Raw genomic sequence first — 20,448 nt, 5'->3', positions numbered from 1 at the left:
CTTGACCTAAGGCCTCACGGCCGCCGGCAGACCAGATCGATCTCGATCAATGCGTCATACGCCAAGCCGGTGACACCGACGCAGGTGCGGGCTGGCAGGCGATCCGGGGGAAAATACGTGCGGTAGGTCTCGTTCATCGCCGCATAATCTTCCTTGAAACGCGTCAGATAGATCCGCGTCATCACGACGTGCTCGAGGCCGAGATCAAGCCCCGCCAACACGACCTTCAAATTCTCCATCACCGCGCGGGTCTGCGCGACGATGCCATCAGGCAACACGCCCGGCGCTTGAGGCGTGTCCGGCATTTGGCCCGTGACGAAGACGAAGCCATCGGTCTCCACGGCGTGGCTGAAGGGCGCGACCGGCTTTGGGCCGCCGCTGATCATGTGGAATTTCACCAGAAATGTCCTTGTTAAGGTGCGTCCTGAAACAGGCGCTTGCTGAGGATGGCGTGCACGCCCCAATTGCCGTCGACGACTTGCGTGACGCCGAAATCGACGGCGGCCGACATCAGCGCGATCGCCTCGTCCTCGCTGAGGCCTTTGACGTTCATCAGGAAGCGCCGCATCTTGCGGAACGCGTCCTTCATGGCGAGATCGAGCGACGACTTCGCGTAGACCTCGCTTTGCCCCTGGGCGCCGAACTCCGCGAGGTAGTTCGGATGACTGAAGCCGGTCAGCACCCAATCGGTCGCAGTCTCGATCAGGGGATAAGAGAGATCGGCGAAGGGCCGGCCGGCGAGATCAGCCTTCTTGTGCAGGATCACCTCGAATGTGCCGGTCATCGAGCATTCGATCGCGGTGCCGCTGAGCTCGCCGTCGCCCTGGGTGGCATGGGGATCACCGACCGACAACAGCGCACCGGGGACCGAAACCGGGAGATAGACCGTCGATCCCTTCCCCAACCGCCAATTGTCCAGATTGCCGCCGAAATAGGACGGCGGCACCGAGTCGATGAAATCGACCTCGCGCGGCGCCACGGCGATCACGCCGAAATGCGGCCGCAAGGGAATCTTGATGCCGTCGAGCACGGCATGCCGGCGCTTGACCGTGCCGGGCGCCACTGGAACGCCGGGATAATCATAGGCCGCGTGCACCACCCCGAACGGATCGGTCTGCGGTGCCCAGCGGTAGGAATAGAGCGCGCGGGCGTGCGGCGCGTCGGTGTCGTCGAAGATCTCGTAGATCGTCACGACCTCGCGTGGCTTCGGGCCGGCGAGAAACTCGTTGTAGTGATATCCCCACCAGGCTGCGACGGAGGAGCCGAACACGCGGCCTGAATGTTTGGGATGACGGCTCGCGCGCGGCACGATGTCGAGGATCCGCACCTCCAGCACGTCGCCGGGCTGGGCGTCCTTCACCGCCACGGGACCCGTGCAGATGTGCACGCCAAAACCTTCGCCGGCGCCGCGACCGAACACGCTGGCATCCATCGGACCCGCACCGCGGCGATCCACGTTCTTCCTGGCCTTGGTCCAGCCGAACACGCTTTCAGCGGCGTCATCGCCCGCGATCATCAGCTCGGGATCGTCGGAGGCATGCTGGGTCAGCGTCTCGATGGTGATGGTATCGCCCGAGGCGATCTCGAGTTGCGGTTGCAGAGAACGGCTGAAATAGCCCCAGTGAACACGGTTGGCTTCGATCGGGAGATGATGGTGCTTGCGACCCGCCACTCTCGGCTCGTCGAAGTCGGCGAGGCAGACATTGCTGCGCGCCTCCGCACCGGTCTGATGCGCGCGAAGCTGTGCCAGCGCGTCCTGCGGCCAGCCGCGCTGACCGATGATTCCGTGCTGTGCCGTCGCGCGCTCCGCCTCCTGCTGCCGAAACTCGCGCGGCGGCAGGCCGAAGCGGTGGCGGAAGGCGCGGCTGAAATGCGCGGAGTCGCCAAAGCCGTAGGCGTAGGCGATCTCCGAGATCGAACGATGCGCCTCGGTCGGATTGGACAGGTCGGCCCAGGCACGCTGAAGCCGTCGCTCGCGAACGTAATGGGTGAAATTGTCGCCGACCGTCTCGAACAGCTTTTGCAAATAGCGTTCGGAAATGCCCTCGGCCTGCGCGACGCGGGCTGGCACCATGTCGGGATCGTCGAGGCGACGCTCGATGGTCTGGCAGATCCGGTGCAGCAGCGCAGCCTGCGCCGCACTGGATCCGGCATCGGAAGTCGACGCCGCCAGCTGGTGCGCGAGCGTCAGGAGAAGATCGACGAGCGACTGCGCGAGCGAATTCCATTCGGCATCGCTCAGCGTGTCGAGCGTGCGCGCGGCCGCGTCCAGCAGGCGTGAGAACACGTCGGCAAAGCCGGTGGTCGGCACGACCCGGGGCTCGCCGAGCCGCGGCTTGCCCGAAAGGCGCCCGTGCAGCGCTTCCGACGTCACCGACAGCACGATGGCGCGCATGTCGCGCTGGAATACGATGGTCCAATCACCGCTGCGCGGCAGCAGCACGAGGTGGCCGACGGGAACGATACGATGACTGCCGGCGCTCTTCAGCACCATGCCGTCCTCGACCGGCATCAGGGCGATGGGCAGGTCCTCGTTCGCTCGCGAGAGCGGACCGACGCTCTGCGCACCCGCAGCCATGCGCGTCAACGCGACGCCTGCGGCGTTCCGGTGCGAGGCGGTCGCGTGTCCGTCGAACAGGCCGTGACCACCCGCCGGTTGCAGGCCGACCGCGGCCAGCACGTCCCGCCAGGCCTCAGGGCGGTCGTCATGCGCGTAGGACTCGCTCGTGAACGGGCGGAAGCTCATCGGATCGACCCAAATTGCAGTGGATCGAAGCAACCTCTGTGCCAGACGTGCGCGGTCATCACTCGCAGCGACGGGCCGCAGATGCGGGTTCTCCTTCACGTGGTCATTCCGAATATCGAATTCACATCAATGCATTAGTCGCACCGAAAGATGTTCTTGCGGATCGTGCCATGGACGCCCCAGTTGGCGTCGACGACCTGGGTGACGCCAAAATCGGCGCCAACTGACAGCAGCGAGATCGCCTCGTCCTCGCTGAGACCGTGCACTGTCATCAGAAACCGGCGGAGTTTTCTGAACGCATCGCGCATCGCACGGTCGAGACTCGCGTGATTGGCAATCTCGGTTTGTGCATCGGCGCCGAGCGCGGCGAGATAGTTCGGATAGGTGAAGCCGTAGAACGACCAGGCATGGTCGGTCTCGAGCATGGGGTGGTCGAGACCTTCGAGGCTGGTGCCGGCGAGATCGGCCTTCTTGTGCAGGATGAATTCGAAGTCGCCGGTCAGCGAGGTCTCGATCGCGGTGCCGCCGAGCTCGCTATCGCCCTGTGCGGCATGGGGATCGCCAACCGAGAAATAGGCGCCGGGGACCGCGACCGGATAGAACATCCGCGCGCCCTTGCCGATGCGCCAGTCGTCGATGTTGCCGCCGGTGTAGCCCGGCGGGATCGAGCTGACGAAATCGGCCTCCGATGGCGCAAGCCCCATGGTGCCGAAGTGCAGGCGCGCCGGCACCTTGACGCTGGAGAGGATGTTCTCGCGCTTCCTGATGGTGGCGTGGTCCACGCGGACGCCGGGATAGTCGATGGTCGGATGCACGATGCCGTCGGGGTCGGTCTGCGGCGTCCAGACGTAATTGTAGACGGCCTTCGCGTAGGGCTCGCCGGAGGTGTCGAGCTCGAAGATGGTGACGACCTCGCGCGGCTTCGGCTCCTCGATGAGGTCGTGGTAGTGAAAGCCCCAATTCGCAGCGACGTTGGAGCCGAAACAACGGCCGGCGTGGCAGGCGCTGCAGCTCGGCCGGGGCCGGATATCGAGGATGCGCACTTCGAGGATGTCGCCGGGCTCGGCGCCTTCGATTGCGACCGGACCGGTGAGGAGATGCACGCCGATCCCCTCGCCTGCGCCGCGGATGAACGGGCCCTCGACGGGGCCGGAGCCGCGGCGCGCCACCGCCTTGTGCTCGCGGGTCCACTGGAACACGCTCTCGGCGCCGGCATCGCCCTGGATCATGCGCTCGTAATCGTCATTGGCGTGATGGGTCAGCGTCTCGATCGTGGCGCGATCTCCGGAACGCAGCGTCAGGGCCGGTGCGACCGCCTTGGAGAAATAGCCCCAGTGAACCGTCTTCGGCGAAACCGGCAGCGTGACATGCTTCATGCAATAGCCTCTTAGGGAGTCTTGAATCTTGCGGTGGCGGCACTCATCGCACTGACTCCGGCGTCTTGTCGGCTTCCATCACGTTGAGGAAGCGCGCCGTCAGCGGATTGCGGGGATTGGTGAGCACCTCGTGCGCCGGCCCCTCCTCGATGATCGCGCCCCCGCTCAGGAACGCGACGCGGTCGGCGACCTCGTCGGCGAAGCGGATCTGGTGCGTCGAGATGATCATGGTGAGGCCGTCGTCGATGGCAAGGCGGCGGATCACCTCCAGCACCTCGTTGACGAGCTCGGGATCGAGCGCGGAGGTCGGCTCGTCGAGCAGCAGCACGCTCGGGTTCGGCGCCAGCGCGCGTGCGATGGCGACGCGCTGCTGCTGGCCTCCGGAGAGATGCCGCGGCAGCGCATCGGCGCGATGCGAGAGACCGACGCGGTCGAGCAGCTCGGCGGCGCGGCGGTCGGCGTCGATGCGGGTCATGCCGTGCACCCAGCGCAAGGGGCCGGCAATGTTCTCCTTCGCCGACAGATGAGCGAAAAGGTTGAATTGCTGGAACACCATTCCGACGCCGACCGTAGCCCTCTCGTTCGCGATTGCACGCGGCGACAGCAGCTTGCCGTTGTCGTCGAAACCGAGACGGCGGCCGCCGACGCGTACGGTGCCTCCGTCCCAGCTCTCGAGATGGTTGATGCAGCGGAGCAGCGTGCTCTTGCCGGAGCCGCTGGGCCCGAGCAACGCGACCACCTCGCCGACTCGCACCGTGAGATCGACAGCGCCGAGCACCTTTTGCGCGCCGTAGCTCTTGGTGAGGTCCTTGGTTTCGACCGCGATGTTGTTGCGCGCGATCGTCAAGGCGCGCCGCGTGCGCTCCTCGCGGGTCAACGCGAGCGGCGGCGCGTCGGCAGGCTCTGCCTGCACCGGCTCCGGGTCACCCGCCGTGGCTTCGGCAAGTTCGAGTTTCGTGGCGAGATCGACGCGGCGCCACGGCAGGTAATCGGCGAGCTTGCGCTGACGTCCCTTGGCGCGATCGAGATCGAGCAGCCATTCGACGAACAGCTGGATCATGCTGATGGCAAAGGTCAGCACGAGATACAGCAGACCCGAGGCGAAGAAGATCGAGAAGAAGTCGAACGTCGAGGACGCCAGCTGGGTCGAACGCAGTGTCAGCTCCTGGACTGCGACGACGGACGCCAGCGAGGAATTCTTCAGCGCGCTCACGGCTTCGTTGCCGAAGGCCGGGATCATGGTGCGGATCGCCTGCGGCGCGATCACGCGCCACATCAGGATCCGCGGCGTCATGCCGAGCGCCTGCCCCGCCGTCACCTGGCCGCGGTCGACGCCGAGGACGCCGGCGCGCAGCATCTCCGCGATGAACGGCGCCTCGTTGCAGGCGAGCGCGAGGCCGGCGGCCAGCACCGCCGGAAGCTTGATGCCGATATGCGGCAGCGCGTCGTAGGCGAACACCATCTGCAGGATCAGCGGCGTGCCGCGGAAGATCACGGTGTAGGCCCTGGCGATTGCCGCAAGCAGCCAGAAGCGCGAGAGCTGCATGCCGGCGAGGATCAATCCGAGGATCAATCCGCCGCCGAGCCCGAGGGCGGTCACCTCGAGGGTGAGCTCGATGCCCTCGAGCAGATACGGCATGCTCAGATAGTGCAGGAACAGCGACATCAGCCGTCAATCGGAACGTGGTGAACCATGCGAAGCATTGCAGGCCGTGCACACGATCCACCTCTCCCCGCCGGGGAGAGGTGGAGCCCGCGGTGGCCGACCATCACTTAGTCAGCCACGAGGATGTCAGGCTCCTTGAAGTTGTTCACGTCGAGCCCATGCTTCTTCAGAAGCTCCATATGCGTGCCGGCCTTCTGCACCTCGATCAGCGCTGCCAGCACGGCGTCGCGGAATTTCGGCTTGTCCTTGGGCACGGCGATGCCGACGGAATACGGGATCGTCACCGCAATCGCCTTCTCCAGCTTGTCGGGATAGGCCTTCACCGCGCTGTCGACGGTGTTGACGTCGTTGACATAGGTGTCGGCCCGGCCGGCCAGGATCGCCTGGATGCAGTTGGCGTTGTTGTCGTAGAGCTGGATGGTCGGCTCGGGCTTGCCGGCCTTCTTGCACTCCGGGACCAAGGCCTGGATCAGGGGCACCTCGACATAGCCGGTGTTTTCGGCGGCGGCGGCACCGCACATCGACATGTTGATGCCGTTGATTCCCTTCGGATTGCCCTTGGCGACCAGCACACCGTCGAACACCTTCGAATAGGTGATGAAGTCGGCGGCCTTGGCGCGTTCCTTGGTGGCGTAGATGTCGGAGATGACGATGTCGGCCTGGCCCGCGGCCAGTGTGGTCAGCAGAGCCGCAAACGTCACCGGCTTGTAGGTCAGCTTGAAGCCGAGGCATTCACCGATGGCTTCGCCGAGATCGATGTCGAAGCCGATATACTTGCTGGGATCCTTCGGATCGATGGTCTCATAGCCCGGCGTGTGCGGATTGATGGCGTTGACGAGCGTCTTGCCCTTCCAGTCCGGATATTTCTCCTGGAGCGCGGCACAGGCGGCGGGTGCTGCGGCCTGTGCGCTCAGCGGTGCTGCGGCAACCAGGCCAAGGGCGACGCTGGCGCCGAGCGCGAGCTTGCGCCAAGCCCTTGTGCGCGCCGTTCCCCTCCGCACCTGGGGCAATACCCGTCTCTCCATGTCCCGCTCCTTCGAATTGTCATGGCAAAGGCCATGTTCCAGATCTCGGAAGCGAGCCTAGGAGGAGAGCCAACGGGAAAGCTTGTCCGCGGGCGTACAAAAAATTGGATGGAGGGGCCCGCGATTTGGGCAGGCGGTTGCCCAAAAACTGTTCGGGGCGCGCTGGGCGCGATCGCAATTATCGAATTCGGAGGAATCAAATGGTTTCCATTGGCAGAGAGATCTGCACGATCGAAGCCTCATTCAATGAAGCCGCTTGACGGAGATATGACGGGCGGTGGACGCATCTGCCCGCCGACGCCGCGATATCCACAGCCTGTCCGCAGCATATCCACAGGCCGACTCTGCCGGATTCGCCAGCTCTGGCGGGGCACTTGCTGCGCACAAATGCACAGAGCCGGTATGTCAGCCGCCGGCCTGGTCGAACACGCTGCGGCAAGCCTCGCTCAAGCTCGACCGGTTACGGCGCAGGCAGGCCGTGATGGCGCGGACATTGGGGATTTCGCCGGCGCAGAGCCGGTAGACGTCGGGGGTGCAGGCCCGGCGTTGCTCAGCCGTCCCCTGCGCGTGGGCGGCGGAGGCAAACAGCGTCAGGAATAGCCCGACCGTGGAGGCGCGGCGCGCCCGGCTCTTCACACCCGCAAACCGCAAGAACCTCGCCTTCATGACCAGTCTCCCGTTTCGCCCTGCCCGTTCCGGCCTGCATTGGCCCGGTGGGCGAAGGGGTAGGAGAAATAAACCGCCGAGGATGTGATCTCTTTCACACTGCCGGCGCAGCGGAGGAACCTAGAGTTTCCGCGGGGATTTTTAGACATCGCTAACCAATCGCGACCCGATCGCCGGATCGTTAAAATGCGAACGATCGGCTCAACCGGGTAACAAACCGGCTTTGCGACATTGCGCCGTCCGCGTTCTGCGAGGGTGCAATGAGAAGCGAAGCCGAATTCAATCTGCTGCTGGATGCCGTCCGGGACGCCATGGTCATTGAAGATTTCGCTCACGCGCCGGAGGAGGAATTCGTGCCCCGCTCGTGGAGTTTCGACGCGACGCCCAAAGCGGCCAATGACAATGAGGGCGCCTGGCCCCTCCTGCCGTTCCCCGACGGCTGGTACGCAGCCTGCTGAGGCTGCTTTCGCGATGAACCGTACCGCCCGCCTCGCCGGCGTTTTGCCGTAGGCGCTGTGTGAAAGCCGCCGCCGCGACGATCAGGTCTTGACGCGCTCCTCGCCATCCTGCGGCGCCCGGTCGGGTGCAGACGATGGAAAGATGCTGTCGTAGATCGCGCGGGCCTCGCGGATGAGGCGAGCCCGCTCCAGCTCGGATTTCGGGACAAATCGGACGATGTCGCCCACGGGTGCTCCAGCGCTCGTTGATGTCAGTCGCATCACTTCGCAGATGCGAAGTGTATGCCAACGGGCGTGAATCCAGGGTTTCCAGCGAGCCCCGGGCAAACCCGGGGGACACCGCGCGGTGCGCCACCCCGGCGCGCTCACCGGAATACGCGCGGAGCTGAATTCAATAGGAAAATCAGATATCTATGATGGAGGCCACGTCGGGACTCGAACCCGAGTAAACGGTTTTGCAGACCGGCGCGTAACCACTCCGCCACGTGGCCCCGTAAGGGCGGAGCAATATAGGGGATGAAGGATTTAGGCAACCGCCTTCGTCCGATTTTGGCCGGAGACCGCCCGGTCCGGGAGACCTTCGAACCGCTACGCCTTCCTCGCACCGGACCCCGCCAGATATTGCGCGAGAATCGTATCGGTTGCCCCGGCCGCGATGATCCGTCCCTGCTCCAGCAGGATCGCCCGGTTGCAGGTGCTCTGGATCAGCTCGATATCGTGCGAGGCGAGCACGAGAATGCCGGCGCGGGCGACGATCTCATCGAGCCGCTGCCGCGCCTTCCTGCGGAATTGCTGGTCGCCAACGCCGATCCATTCGTCGAGCAGCACGATCTCGCCCTCGACCGCGGTTGCGACCGCGAAGATCAGGCGCAGCATCATCCCGCTGGAATAGGTGCGCAACGGCAGGTCGAGCCGGTCGCCGAGCTCGGTGAACTCGGCAATCTCCGCCCGCCGCGCGTCGATCTCGGCGCGCCGGGCGCCGATCACGAGGCCGCGCCGCATGATGTTCTCGTAGCCGGTCGCCTCCTCGTCGAAGCCGGCCTGCAAATCAAAAAGCGACAGGCAGCGGCCGGATACGTCGATGCGCCCCGCCGTCGGATGGTAGATGCCGGCGAGAACCCGCAGCAGCGTGGTCTTGCCGGCGCCGTTGGCGCCGATGATGGCGAGGCGATCGCCGGCGCGGATGTCGAGGCTGACCTCGTTCAACGCCGTGATGATATGCGAAGCCGCGGGCTTCCGCCGCAGCGTCACGGCGCTGACGAACCGGCTGCGCAGCGAGCGGTCGTGAAACGACAGCACCGGAAACGTGACCGAGACGTCCCGAAGCGCGATGTGGGCCGTGTTGGTCATCCGCACATCACAGCCAATACGCCACGCGATGGCGGTATTTTGCGTAGCAGCCGAGGCCGATGACGGCCAAGACGATCGCATAGAGGGCCCCTAACAGCCATTGCTCCGCATCGGTCGGCTGCGACAACAGCGGCCGGCGCACCAGATCGAGCAGCGTCGCGAACGGATTGACCCATGTCAGCCAGTGAAACGCGGTGCCGCGCGCGCTGTCCTCGGTCCAGATGATCGGCGTGAGGAAGAAGACGAATTGCAGGCCGCTGACGATCGCCGAACCAATGTCGCGAAAACGCGCGCAGAGCATGCCGAGCGCGACCGCGCCGCCGAGCAGCGCGAGGAACAGGATCGCAAAGCCGGGCAGCGCGAGCAGCATGCTCCAGTGCAGCGGCCATGGCATCACGACGTAGAGCAGCACGACGATCACCAGATGATGCGCGAAGATGAGGACGTTGCGCGCGATCATCTGGAGGACGTGAACGATCAGCGGCGCCGGCACCGCCTTGATGAGATGGCCGGACGCCACGAAAACGTTGGAGCCCTCCTGCAGCGTCGCAGCCATCAGGGTCCAGACGATCAGCCCGACCGCGAAGGACGGCAGGAAGGCAGCGATGTCCTGCTTGAACAGGGCCGCATAGACCGTGCCGACGCTTGCGATCGTCGCGGCAAGTGTCAGCGTGATCCAGAGCGGGCCGATCACGGTCCGCCGGTAGCGCAGCGAAATGTCCATCAGCGCGAGCGTGCCCCAACGGTCGGGCCGCGCCGCCTGTGTCAGGATTTCCTTCACCGCGAGCTGAATTCGACTGCCCCTTCGGTTGCCGCTCTCTGACGCCGCAACTGGACCGCAGATCGCGACCTGTGCCGGCCGACGTCCTCTAGCCGCCCGCGCCTCGCGGTGCAATCGACCGTACAGATGACTTGGGCCGAAGTCAGGCTCGTTTGCGCCGCCGGAAGTCGCGCCGGCCCTTCGGGGCAGGCTTGGGCGCCAGTTCCGGCATCTCGGCCTGGACCTCGCGGTAGCGCGTTAACAGCCGTTCAAAACTGGCGTTCAGGGTGTCGGCGATGTCGGGGCGCTTCTCGAGGCCGGCCAGCATCGTCGCCGCGGCCTCGATGGTGGAGAGCCCGTCCTTGCGCGGCTCCTTGCGCAGGCGCCCATAGCGCGAGGGATGCGCGGGGTTGAGGATCACGCGCTGGCATTTGAGCATCCAGGGATTGCGCCACCACAGCGCCTTGGCCTGGCTCCAGGTACCGTCGAGCAGCACCACGCCTTCGAGCTTGCCGAGGATGGCGCGCTGGTTGTCCGCGACCTCGCCCTTGCGGTTGAGCGCGACGATCTCGGCTTCCGCTTCGAGATCGGAGGCACGGGCCGAACCAAGATAAAGCACGGCCCAGTGCGAGGCGTTCTCGACGTGATGGCCCAGCGCCTTGGACAGGCTCGGCCAGGACAGGCCGACCCGCACCGTTGCCTTGGCGAAATGCCTGGCCAGCAGCCGCGCGGTGCCGAGCGCCCTGTCCTGCTCCTGCGGATGCTGGAGGATCAGGAGCCCGAGGCGGCTCTTTTCGATCGGCGTGATGCTGTCACAGATGCACAGCGGCATCGGCTTCTGGCAATGCGGGCACTCGGGGATCGGGTCGGCGGCGGCTATATCTGGTGGGTTCGACATGGGCGCCGCTATACGCTTGATGCGGCGCTTCAACAACCTATTCCGCCGGCGCAGGCACCGGACGCGGCTCCGACCGCCGCCGCAGGCGGTCGATCAGCAGGTAGATCACGGGCGTGGTGTAGAGCGTCAGGATCTGCGAGACGAACAGGCCGCCGATGATGGTGATGCCGAGCGGACGGCGCAGCTCCGTGCCGGGCCCGGTCGCCACCACGAGCGGAATGCCGGCGAACAGCGCCGCCATGGTCGTCATCAGGATCGGGCGGAAGCGCGCCTGGCAGGCCTCGAAGATCGCCTCCGCCGAGGACAGGCCGCGCTGGCGTTCGGCCTCGAGCGCGAAATCCACCATCATGATGCCGTTCTTCTTGACGATGCCGATCAGGAGGATGATGCCGACGAAGGCGATCACCGTCAGCGGCGTGTTGGTGAGCTGCAGGGCGAGCAGCGCACCCAACCCGGCCGAGGGTAGCGTCGAGATGATCGTGAGCGGATGGGCGAGGCTCTCATAGAGCACCCCGAGCACGATATACATCGCCACCAGCGCGCCGAGGATCAGGAGCGGCTGCCGACCGCTGGTCTTGGCGAAGTCGCCGGCATTGCCGTCGAAGCTGCCGCGAATGCCTTCGGGCATGTGCAGTTCTTCCACCGCGCGCTGGATGTTCTGCGTCGCCGCCTGAAGCTGCACGTCCGGCAGCAGGTTGAACGACACGGTGGTCGAAGGGAACGACTGCGAATGATAGACCGCGAGCGCGGCGAGCCCGCGCGTCGCATGCACCACGGCCGACAGCGGCACCTGCGCATCGCCGGCGCCGGCAACGTAGATGCGATCGAGGTTGGAGGGATCGACCTGGAATTTCGGGTCGATCTCCAGCACGGTCATGTACTGGTTGCGCTGGGTGTAGATGATCGAGATCTGCCGCTGCGAGAACGCGTTGTTCAGCGCATTGTCGATGTCCTGAACCCTGACGCCGAGCGCCGAGGCCTTCTGGCGGTCGATGCTCAGAGTGAGTTGCAGCCCGCCGGGATCGCGATCGCTGGACACGTCGGTGATGCCCTCGACGCTTTCCATCCGCTTGGCGACAATCGGCGCCCATTTCTGCAGGAGACCGAGGTCGGTGCTGCTCAGCGTATACTGAAAGCTGGAATCGCTCTGCCGGCCGCCGGCGCGAACGTCCTGGGCTGCGAACATGAAGAGGCGGATGCCCGGGACGGGGTAGAGCGCGCGCCTGAGACGGTCGATCACAACCTCCGTCGAAACGTGGTCGCGCTCCTCGGGCGGCTTCAGGCTGATGAACATGGTGCCGCGGTTCGAGGTCGCTCCCCCCGGCCCGCCTCCGCCACCGACGGTCGAGCCGATGCCGGCCACGGCGGGATCCCTCATGACGATGTCGGCGAGCCGCTGCTGAAGGCTGAGCATGGACTGGAACGAGATGTCCGCCGAGGCCCGCGTCGCGCCGATGACGAAGCCGGAATCGTCGGTCGGGAAATAGCCCTTGGGAACCTTGATATAGAGCATCACGGTAAGGCCGATGGTGGCGAAGAATACCAGCAGCGTCAGCAGCGGGAAATCCAGCACGGTACGCAGGGTGCGGGCATAAAATGCGACGATGCGCGACAGCGAGCCTTCGATGATGCGATCGAACATCGTTGCCGTGCCGGACGTCGTCTGCCGGATGTAATGGGCGCAGATCATCGGCGTCACCGTCAGCGACACCAGGGTGGAGACCACGATCGCAAAGGTCAGCGTCAGCGAGAACTCGCGCAACAGGCGGCCGACGATGCCGTCCATGAAGATCAGCGGCGTGAAGGCCGCGATCAGCGACAGGCTGATCGAGACCACGGTGAAGCCGATCTGCCGGGCACCCTCGACCGCCGCCGGGAACGGCCGCATGCCGTGCTCGAGATTGCGGTACATGTTCTCGATCATGACGATGGCGTCGTCGACCACGAAGCCGACCGAGATCGCCAGCGCCATCAGCGACAGATTGTCGATCGAGAAGCCCGCGATCCACATGCCGGCGCAGGTGCCGGCCAGAGCCAGCGGCACCGAGATGCCGGCCGCGATCGTCGGTGTCAGGCGGCGCAGGAATACGAACACCACGACCATCACCAGGATGGCGGTCGCCAGCAGCGTCCATTGCATGTCCATCACGCTGGCGCGGATCGTGCTGGTGCGGTCGACCAGGGTGGAAACGTCAACGCCGGCCGGGATCCACTGCTTCAATTCGGGGATCAGCGCCTTCACCCGGTCGACAGTATCGATGACGTTGGCGTCGCCCTGCTTGGTGATCTGGATCAGCACCGCCGGCTGCTTGTTGAACCAGGCGATCGAACGGGCATTGCGGACCCCATCCTCGACCTCGGCGACGTCGGACAGCCGCAAGAAGCTGCCGTTCGCGCTCTTGATGATGATGTCCCGGAATTCCTTGGCCGTGCGCATCTGCTTGTTCAGCGACAGCGTCTCACTCTGGCGCTCGCCGTTGAAGATGCCGACGGGGCCAAGCGGATTGGCGTTGATGATCGCGGTTCGGACGTCGTCGGTGGCGATGCCGGCATTCGACAACGCCACCGGATTCAGCTGGATCCGCACCGCCGGCTGGTCCGCGCCGCTGATCGTCACGTTGCCGACGCCGGGGACCTGCGAGATGCGCTGGGCCAGCACGGTGTCGGCGACATCGTAGATCGCGCTCGCCGCAAGGGTTTTCGAGGTCAGCGCCAATACGAAGACCGGCGCGCCGGCGGTATTGGCCTTGCGGAAGCGCGGCAGCGTCGGCAGGTCGCTCGGCAGATCGACCATCGCGGCGTTGATCGCCGCCTGCACGTCGCGCGCGGCCTTGTCGATGTTGCGGCCGATGTCGAACTGGAGCTGGATGCTGGTCGTGCCGAGCGAAGAGGTCGAGGTGATCTGGTTGATGCCCGAGATCTCGCCGAGCCGCCGCTCCAGTGGCGAGGCCACGGTTGCCGCCATCACGGACGGGTCGGCGCCGGGCCGGCTGGCCGAGACGAAGATGGCGGGGAAGTCGACGTTCGGGACCGAGGCGACGGGAAGGAACTCGTAGGCAACCACACCCAGCAGGAACAATCCGATCGACAGCAGCGTGGTGGCGACCGGGCGGCGGATGAACGGCTCCGAGATCGATGCCATCACTGCATCCCTTCGGTCGCGCCCGCGACCGGCGGGCCGCCGGGTTCGGCCGGCGGCAGCGCCTGCTCGAGGCGACGGTTGATGCGGTCAAGCGCGAGATAGATCACGGGCGTCGTGTAGAGGGTCAGGAGCTGGCTGAGCAGCAGGCCGCCGATGATGGAGACGCCGAGCGGGAAGCGCAGCTCGGCGCCGGTGCCGCTCTCGATCGCCAGCGGCAGCGCGCCGAACAACGCCGCCAGCGTCGTCATCATGATCGGGCGGAAGCGCAACAGGCAGGCCTGCACGATGGCTTCGTTCGGCGACATGCCCTGCCTGCGCTCGGCCTCGAGCGCGAAGTCGATCATCATGATCGCGTTCTTCTTGACGATGCCCATCAGCAGGATGATGCCGATCAGGCCGATCACCGAGAGGTCCTGTCCGCACAGCAGCAGCGCCAGGATGGCGCCGACACCCGCCGAAGGCAGTGTCGACAGGATCGTGATCGGGTGGATGTAGCTCTCATAGAGCACCCCGAGCACGATGTAGATCGTGATCACGGCGGCGAGCAGCAGCCAGGGCTGGCCGGCGAGCGCCTTGGCGAATTCGGCGGCATCGCCCGCGTAGACGCCGCTGATGCTGTTGGGCATGCCGATCCGGGTCTCGATCGTCTTGACGGCATCGACGGCATCGCCGAGCGCGGCGCCGGGCGCGAGATTGAAGCTGAGCGACACCGAGGGGAATTGCGCCTGGTGCGAGATCGCGAGCGGCGCGGTGGTGCGCTTCAGCGTCGCCACGGCCGACAGCGGCACCTGCGCGTTGGGCGCGCCGGCGGTCGCGCTCGCGGCCCCCGGCAGATAGAGTTTCGACAGGATCGAGGGATCGCGCTGGTACATCGGCAGCGCCTCCAGCACCACGCGGTACTGGTTGGCCTGGCCGTAGATGGTCGAGATCTGCCGCTGCGCGAAGGCGTCGTTCAGCGTATCGGTGATGCCTTGCAGGCTGACGCCGAGCTGGCCGGCGCGGGTGCGGTCGACGTCGAGCTGCGCCCGCAACCCCCCCTCCTGCGCCTCCGAGGAGACGTCGCGGAACAACGGATCGTGCCGCATCTCTGCGACCAGCTTGCGCGCCCATTCCGACACCAGCGTCGCATCGGTTCCGGTCAGCGTGTACTGATATTGCGAGCGGCTCGACTGGGTCGAGATCTGCACGTCCTGCACCGGCTGGAAATAGACGGTCATGCCGGGAATGCCCGAGACCCGCTCCTTCAGCCGGACAATGACCGCGCTGACATCGTCGTGCCGCTCGCCGCGCGGCTTCAAGGTCATGACGAGACGGCCGACATTGGTGGTCGGATTGACCGAGCCCGCACCGATCACCGAGACCACGCCTGTTACGTCGGGGTCGGCCTTGATGGCGGAGGCCGCCTCGGCCTGCCGCTTCTGCATCTCCGCGAACGACACGTCGGGCCCGGCCTCCGTCACCGCCGTGATCGAGGCGGTGTCCTGCAGCGGCAGGAAGCCTTTCGGCGCGACGACGTAAAGGACGAGGGTCGCAACCAGAGTTGCGAAGGTCACGACCAGCGTCATGCGCTGGTGCTGCAGAACCACCAGCAGCGTGCGGTGATAGGCCTCGACGGTGCGGTCGATGAAGCGGCTGATGGCGGCCAGGCCCGGCACCGCCAGCTCTTCATGGGCGTGCTTGAGCAGGCGCGAGCACATCATCGGCGTCAGCGTCAGCGAGACCACGGCCGAGGTCACGACCGCGATCGTCAAGGTCAGCGCGAACTCGCGGAACATGCGCCCGACCAGGCCCGACATGAACAGCAGCGGGATGAAGACCGCGATCAGCGACACCGTCAGCGAGATCACGGTGAAGCCGATTTCGCTCGCGCCCTTCAGCGAGGCCTCCATCGCACTGTCGCCGTTCTCCATGTGGCGGACGATGTTCTCGATCATGACGATGGCGTCGTCGACGACGAAGCCGGTGCCGATCGTCAGCGCCATCAGCGACAGATTGTCGAGGCTGAAGCCGGCGAAATACATGATGCCGAAGCTTGTGATCAGCGACAGCGGCAGCGCCACGCCGGCGATCAGGGTTGCGCGCAGGGAGCGCAGGAACAGCAGCACCACCAGCGTCACCAGCACGACGCTGAGAACCAGCGTGAACTGCACGTCGTGGACCGAGGCGCGGATGGTGACAGTGCGATCGGAGACGATGGTGAGATTCACGCCGGCCGGAATCGCGCGCTGCACCTTGGGGATTTCTGCGCGGATCTGGCTGACGACGTCGATGACATTGGCGCCCGGCTGGCGCTGGATGTCGATGATGACGGCTGGCGTGCCCTGGTACCAGCCGCCGGTGCGGTCATTTTCCAGGCCATCGACGATCTGCGCGACGTCGCCGATGGTGACGGGCGAGCCGTTGCGGTAGGTGATGATGACGGGCTTGTACGCGTCGGCGGCTGCGATCTGGTCGTTGGCCGCGATGATGTAGGATTGCTGCGCGCCGTCGAGCGAGCCTTTAGGCCCGGAGACATTGGCATTGGCGATCGCGGTGCGCAGATCTTCCATGGCGATGCCGTAGGCGGCGAGCCGCGCAAGGTCCGCCTGGATGCGCACGGCCGGCTTCAACCCGCCGAGCACGGAGACGCGACCGACGCCGGAAATCTGGCTCAGCCGTTGCGCCAGGAGCGTGTCGGCGATGTCGCTCATCGCCCGCAGCGAGATGGTGTCCGAGCGCAGCGCCAGTGTCATCACCGGCGCGTCGGCCGGATTCACCTTGGCGTAGGTCGGCGGATACGGCAGCGTCTTGGGCAGCACGCCCGCCGCCGCATTGATCGCGGCCTGCACGTCCTGGGTCGCGCCGTCGATGTCGCGATTGAGATCGAACTGCAGCGAGATCTGGCTGACGCCGAACGAGCTCGTGGAGTTCATCGCCGACAGCGACGGGATCTGGCCGAGCTGCCGCTCGAGGGGCGCCGTGATCAGCGAGGCGATCACGTCGGGGCTCGCGCCCGGAAGCTGCGTCGTCACCTGCACGGTCGGGAAATCGACCTGCGGCAGCGCCGAGACCGGCAGCGCGAAATAGCCGAGCAGACCGCCGATCAGAAGCGCGATACCGAGCAGCGAGGTCGCGATTGGACGGCGGATGAAGGGTTCGGAGACACCCATGGGATCTGCCTGCCGCGTCAAGCGGCTGTTGTCGGGATCATGGCTGTTTGGCTCCATTTCCCGATGCACCAGGCCCTGGCGCCGGCCCGGTCTGTCCCTTCTGGTCGCCCTCGCTGCTCTTGCGCTTGGCGCGGAACTCGCCGTCCTTACCCTGTCCGTCCTTTTGCCCTTCCTTGGCACCATCCTTCTTCTGGGCATCAGGCCCACGCGCGCGCTTGCGCGGGGCGAGATCGGCCGACGGGGTCTGGTCGTCGCGGCCGATGGTCACCTTGGAGCCGTCGGACAGATTGGCAAAGCCGGTCGTGACGACCCTGTCGTTCGCCGTCAGGCCGCTGGCGATCACGGCGTCGTGCTCGTTCTGCTGGGTCACCGTCACGGGCTTGGCCGAGACGATATTGTCTTCGCCGATGACATAGCTGAAGGTCCCGATCGGTCCGCGCTGCACGGCTGACGTCGGCACCACCAGCGCCTGCATCAGCGTCTCGACCTTGAGGCGGACATTGACGAACTGGCCCGGCCAGAGCTGGTAGTTGGCGTTTGGAAATTCCGCCTTGAGCTTGAGCGTGCCGGTGGTCTGGTCGACCTGGTTGTCGATGCCGGTGAGCTTGCCGGTGTCGATCACGGTGATCCCGTCGTTGCCGAAGACGTCGACTGCGAGCGCCCCCTTGGCGGCCGCGGCGTTGACGCGCATGATCTGTTGCTGCGGCAGGCTGAACCACACCGCGATCGGCTGCAATTGCGTGATCACCACGAGACCGGTGGTGTCGGAGGCGTGGACGATATTGCCCTGGTCAACCTGGCGCAGGCCGGCGCGCCCCGAGATCGGCGCCACGATCTTGGTGTAGCTCAGCGTCGCTGCTGCGTTGTCGATCGCGGCCTGGTCCGCTTTCACCAGCGCCTCGGTCTGCGCGACCAGCGCGCGCTGGGTGTCGGCCTGCTGCTTGGAGCCGGCATTGGAGGCAGCGAGCTGCTCGTACCGTGTCAGGTCGATGCGCTGGTTGGCGAGCTGGGCCTGGTCCTGCGCCTTCTTGGCGACCGCCTGGTCGTATGTGGCCTGGTAGAGCGCGGGATCGATCTCGCCGAGCACGTCGCCCTTCTTGACGTCCTGGCCTTCCGTGAAATTCACGGCGATGAGCTTGCCGTCCACCTGCGAGCGCACGGTCACGGTGTTGAGCGCGCGGATCGCGCCGACGCCGTCGAGATAGACCGGCACGTCCTGGACGCGAGGCGTCGCCGCCAGCACCGGGACCGGCAGATCGGGCCGCTGGTTGCGGCCGTTCGCCTGCTGCGGCTGCTGATGCCAGACGGTCCAGCCGTAATAGCCGAGCCCGCCGAGGATCGCGAGCGTGATCAGGGTCATGATGAAGCCGCGGCCGCGCGATTTCTTTGCCGTCCCCTGCTCTACGCCCTGCTTGCTGTCCGGCTTAAAGAGCATTGACCGGTTTCTCCATTCGCGGCTCCCAGCCACCGCCGAGCGCCTGATACAGGCTGACGATGGCGAGCAAGCGGGCCAGTTGCGCCTGTGACAGCGCGTCTTCCGCCTGGAACAGGGTCAGTTGAGTGTTGAGCACGGTCACGATGTCGGCGGTGCCGGCGCGCAATTGCTGCTCGGCGAGATCGAAGGCGCGGCGCGAGGCGGTGACGACATCGCGCTGCAGCTGAAGCTTGATCGTGGTCTGCTTGATCGAGAACAGCGCGTTGTCGACGTCGGTGAACGACTGGATGATGGTCTTGCGGTAGGTCTGGAGCAATTCGTCCTGGCGCGCCTTGGCGAACTCGAAATTGCCGAGGATCCTGCCGCCGTCGAAGATCGGCTGCGTCGCGCTGCCGACAAGCTGGAAGAAGGCCGCATGGGGCTGGAACAGCGAGACCAGGGCCGAGCTCTGATAGCCGCCATTGCCGGTGAGCTGAATGGTCGGAAAGAACTGCGCGCGGGCGTTGCCGATATTCGCCGTCGCCGAGGCGAGCTGCGCCTCCTGGCGGCGAATGTCGGGCCGCTGCGTCAGCAGCTCCGAGGGCAGGCCGGGCGTCACGCGCGGGATCGCGATCCGGTCCAGCGAGCCGCCTAGCACGCGCACGCTTTCCGGCGGGCGCGAGACCAGCACGGCAAGCGCGTTGGCGTTCTGGTCCAGCGTCTGGCGCAGCGGCGGCACCAGGGCCTTCTGGTTGGCAAGCACGCTCTCCTGCTGGGCGACGTCGAGATCGGTGCCGGTGCCGGCCTTGCGCCGCTCCCTGACGGCATCGAGGATCCGCTGCGCGCTGGCGATGTTGCGCTGTGAAGTCCGGATGCGGTCCTGCGAGGCCAGCACCTGGAAATAGGCATTGGCGACGGCCGCGAGCGTCGTCAGCGCGACGGTGTCTCGGTCAAAGCGGTTGGCGTTCGCCGTCTCCTCGGCGGTCTGCAGCGCATCGCGGTTCTGCCCCCAGAAGTCGAGCTGGTAGCTCGCGCTCAGCGATGCCTGGTAGTTGACGACCTCGCGCCCGCCAATGGAGAGCCCGGACGCCGAGGAGCCGGAGGTGCGCGAATAGGTCTCCTGCCCGGTTCCGGACAGGCTCGGCAGCAGCGCAGCGCCCGCCTGACGTGCCTGGGCGTCAGCCTGGACGATGCGCGCCACTGCGGCGGCGATGTCGAGATTGACGGTCTGCGCCTCCTCCATCAGCTGCGTCAGCTCCGCGGATCGGAAGCTGCGCCACCAATCCAGCGACGGCGGCGCATCCGCCTTCCCGGCATATTTGTACTGCGCGGGAACATCGAGCGCGGGATCGGGAAGGTCCTGGGTCAGGACGCAAGCGCCGGAGCCGGCGGCGAGGCACACCACCGCAAGCCAGCGCGCCGCGCGCTGTGTCCGGAATGTGGCACTTCCAGACCGCCGTATGGCGATCGCCGGAACAACCTGTGTCACATCCACCCCCCACCGGGCAGATCACCCCCCCGCGCAACGGGATTAACCGATTCGCGGCGGGACAAACGGGGGGCTTTGGACAACTCGTTCACAAGTGATGCTTTCTGGACCTTGAAATCCATCCTAGCCGGGCGCCGACGAGCGGGACAGTGCCGCAGTTGCGTGATGGCCTGCCAAAGAGTCGGAATTTCGATCAATGGGAATGCAGAAGGTGCCTGTGCGGCAGTGACTTCTTTCACTCTCAAAAACTGGGAGACGCGAACAAGCTTACCAAGATTTCATGTGATATTACCGCCACACCGACGAAAT

At 65.7% G+C, this 20,448-nt stretch carries 15 protein-coding genes and 1 tRNA gene; 1 reads left to right on the top strand and 15 read right to left on the bottom strand.

Annotated elements, in window-relative coordinates; translation table 11 throughout:
- Positions 1-14: 14 nt before the first annotated feature.
- The 6 genes from CIT40_RS16725 to CIT40_RS16700 form a co-directional block, all read right to left on the bottom strand.
- Positions 15-398, bottom strand: a complete 384-nt coding sequence (locus CIT40_RS16725) for a RidA family protein (protein WP_094897020.1) — start codon at positions 396-398, stop codon at positions 15-17.
- Between the two features lie 14 nt (positions 399-412).
- On the bottom strand, positions 413-2,746 hold the full coding sequence (locus CIT40_RS16720) for an acetamidase/formamidase family protein (RefSeq protein ID WP_162307524.1): 2,334 nt from the start codon (positions 2,744-2,746) through the stop codon (positions 413-415).
- Between the two features lie 134 nt (positions 2,747-2,880).
- On the bottom strand, positions 2,881-4,122 hold the full coding sequence (locus CIT40_RS16715; RefSeq protein ID WP_094897018.1) for an acetamidase/formamidase family protein: 1,242 nt from the start codon (positions 4,120-4,122) through the stop codon (positions 2,881-2,883).
- Positions 4,123-4,165: 43 nt separating this feature from the next.
- On the bottom strand, positions 4,166-5,788 hold the full coding sequence (locus CIT40_RS16710) for an amino acid ABC transporter permease/ATP-binding protein (RefSeq protein ID WP_094897017.1): 1,623 nt from the start codon (positions 5,786-5,788) through the stop codon (positions 4,166-4,168).
- Between the two features lie 107 nt (positions 5,789-5,895).
- Positions 5,896-6,813: an ABC transporter substrate-binding protein gene (locus tag CIT40_RS16705; RefSeq protein ID WP_094897016.1), complete on the bottom strand. Its 918-nt coding sequence runs from the start codon at positions 6,811-6,813 to the stop codon at positions 5,896-5,898.
- Positions 6,814-7,218: 405 nt separating this feature from the next.
- Positions 7,219-7,479: a hypothetical protein gene (locus tag CIT40_RS16700; protein ID WP_015686208.1), complete on the bottom strand. Its 261-nt coding sequence runs from the start codon at positions 7,477-7,479 to the stop codon at positions 7,219-7,221.
- Between the two features lie 260 nt (positions 7,480-7,739).
- Between CIT40_RS16700 and CIT40_RS16695 the strand changes: the two genes are divergently transcribed.
- Complete coding sequence (locus CIT40_RS16695; RefSeq protein ID WP_094897015.1) at positions 7,740-7,937, top strand: hypothetical protein; 198 nt, start codon at positions 7,740-7,742, stop codon at positions 7,935-7,937.
- Positions 7,938-8,018: 81 nt separating this feature from the next.
- Here CIT40_RS16695 and CIT40_RS16690 read toward each other — a convergent pair whose 3' ends face one another.
- The 9 genes from CIT40_RS16690 to CIT40_RS16650 all read right to left on the bottom strand — a co-directional run bounded on the left by CIT40_RS16690 (position 8,019) and on the right by CIT40_RS16650 (position 20,145).
- Positions 8,019-8,165, bottom strand: a complete 147-nt coding sequence (locus tag CIT40_RS16690) for a hypothetical protein (protein WP_167443355.1) — start codon at positions 8,163-8,165, stop codon at positions 8,019-8,021.
- Between the two features lie 189 nt (positions 8,166-8,354).
- Positions 8,355-8,428, bottom strand: a tRNA-Cys gene (locus CIT40_RS16685).
- A gap of 97 nt (positions 8,429-8,525) precedes the next feature.
- The gene (locus tag CIT40_RS16680) at positions 8,526-9,287 is read right to left on the bottom strand and encodes an ABC transporter ATP-binding protein (protein ID WP_094897014.1); all 762 of its coding nucleotides are present in this window, start codon (positions 9,285-9,287) and stop codon (positions 8,526-8,528) included.
- A gap of 7 nt (positions 9,288-9,294) precedes the next feature.
- On the bottom strand, positions 9,295-10,068 hold the full coding sequence (locus CIT40_RS16675; protein WP_244611985.1) for an ABC transporter permease: 774 nt from the start codon (positions 10,066-10,068) through the stop codon (positions 9,295-9,297).
- A 142-nt stretch (positions 10,069-10,210) separates the two neighbouring features.
- A complete protein-coding gene (locus CIT40_RS16670; protein ID WP_094897013.1) occupies positions 10,211-10,945 on the bottom strand; it encodes a tRNA-uridine aminocarboxypropyltransferase in 735 nt (244 codons plus the stop codon).
- Between the two features lie 37 nt (positions 10,946-10,982).
- Complete coding sequence (locus tag CIT40_RS16665) at positions 10,983-14,087, bottom strand: efflux RND transporter permease subunit (RefSeq protein WP_094897012.1); 3,105 nt, start codon at positions 14,085-14,087, stop codon at positions 10,983-10,985.
- Complete coding sequence (locus CIT40_RS16660; RefSeq protein ID WP_094897011.1) at positions 14,087-17,236, bottom strand: efflux RND transporter permease subunit; 3,150 nt, start codon at positions 17,234-17,236, stop codon at positions 14,087-14,089. Before CIT40_RS16660 ends, CIT40_RS16665 begins: the two co-directional genes overlap by 1 nt.
- Before the next feature lie 37 nt (positions 17,237-17,273).
- Positions 17,274-18,671, bottom strand: a complete 1,398-nt coding sequence (locus tag CIT40_RS16655) for an efflux RND transporter periplasmic adaptor subunit (RefSeq protein ID WP_094897010.1) — start codon at positions 18,669-18,671, stop codon at positions 17,274-17,276.
- Positions 18,661-20,145, bottom strand: a complete 1,485-nt coding sequence (locus tag CIT40_RS16650; protein WP_094897009.1) for an efflux transporter outer membrane subunit — start codon at positions 20,143-20,145, stop codon at positions 18,661-18,663. Before CIT40_RS16650 ends, CIT40_RS16655 begins: the two co-directional genes overlap by 11 nt.
- Between the last annotated feature and the right edge of the window lie 303 nt (positions 20,146-20,448).

This window comes from Bradyrhizobium amphicarpaeae (assembly GCF_002266435.3).
GTDB lineage: Bacteria > Pseudomonadota > Alphaproteobacteria > Rhizobiales > Xanthobacteraceae > Bradyrhizobium > Bradyrhizobium amphicarpaeae.
The sequence above is the reverse complement of the archived record's forward strand: the minus strand, read 5'-3'. Positions and strand labels throughout refer to the sequence as shown.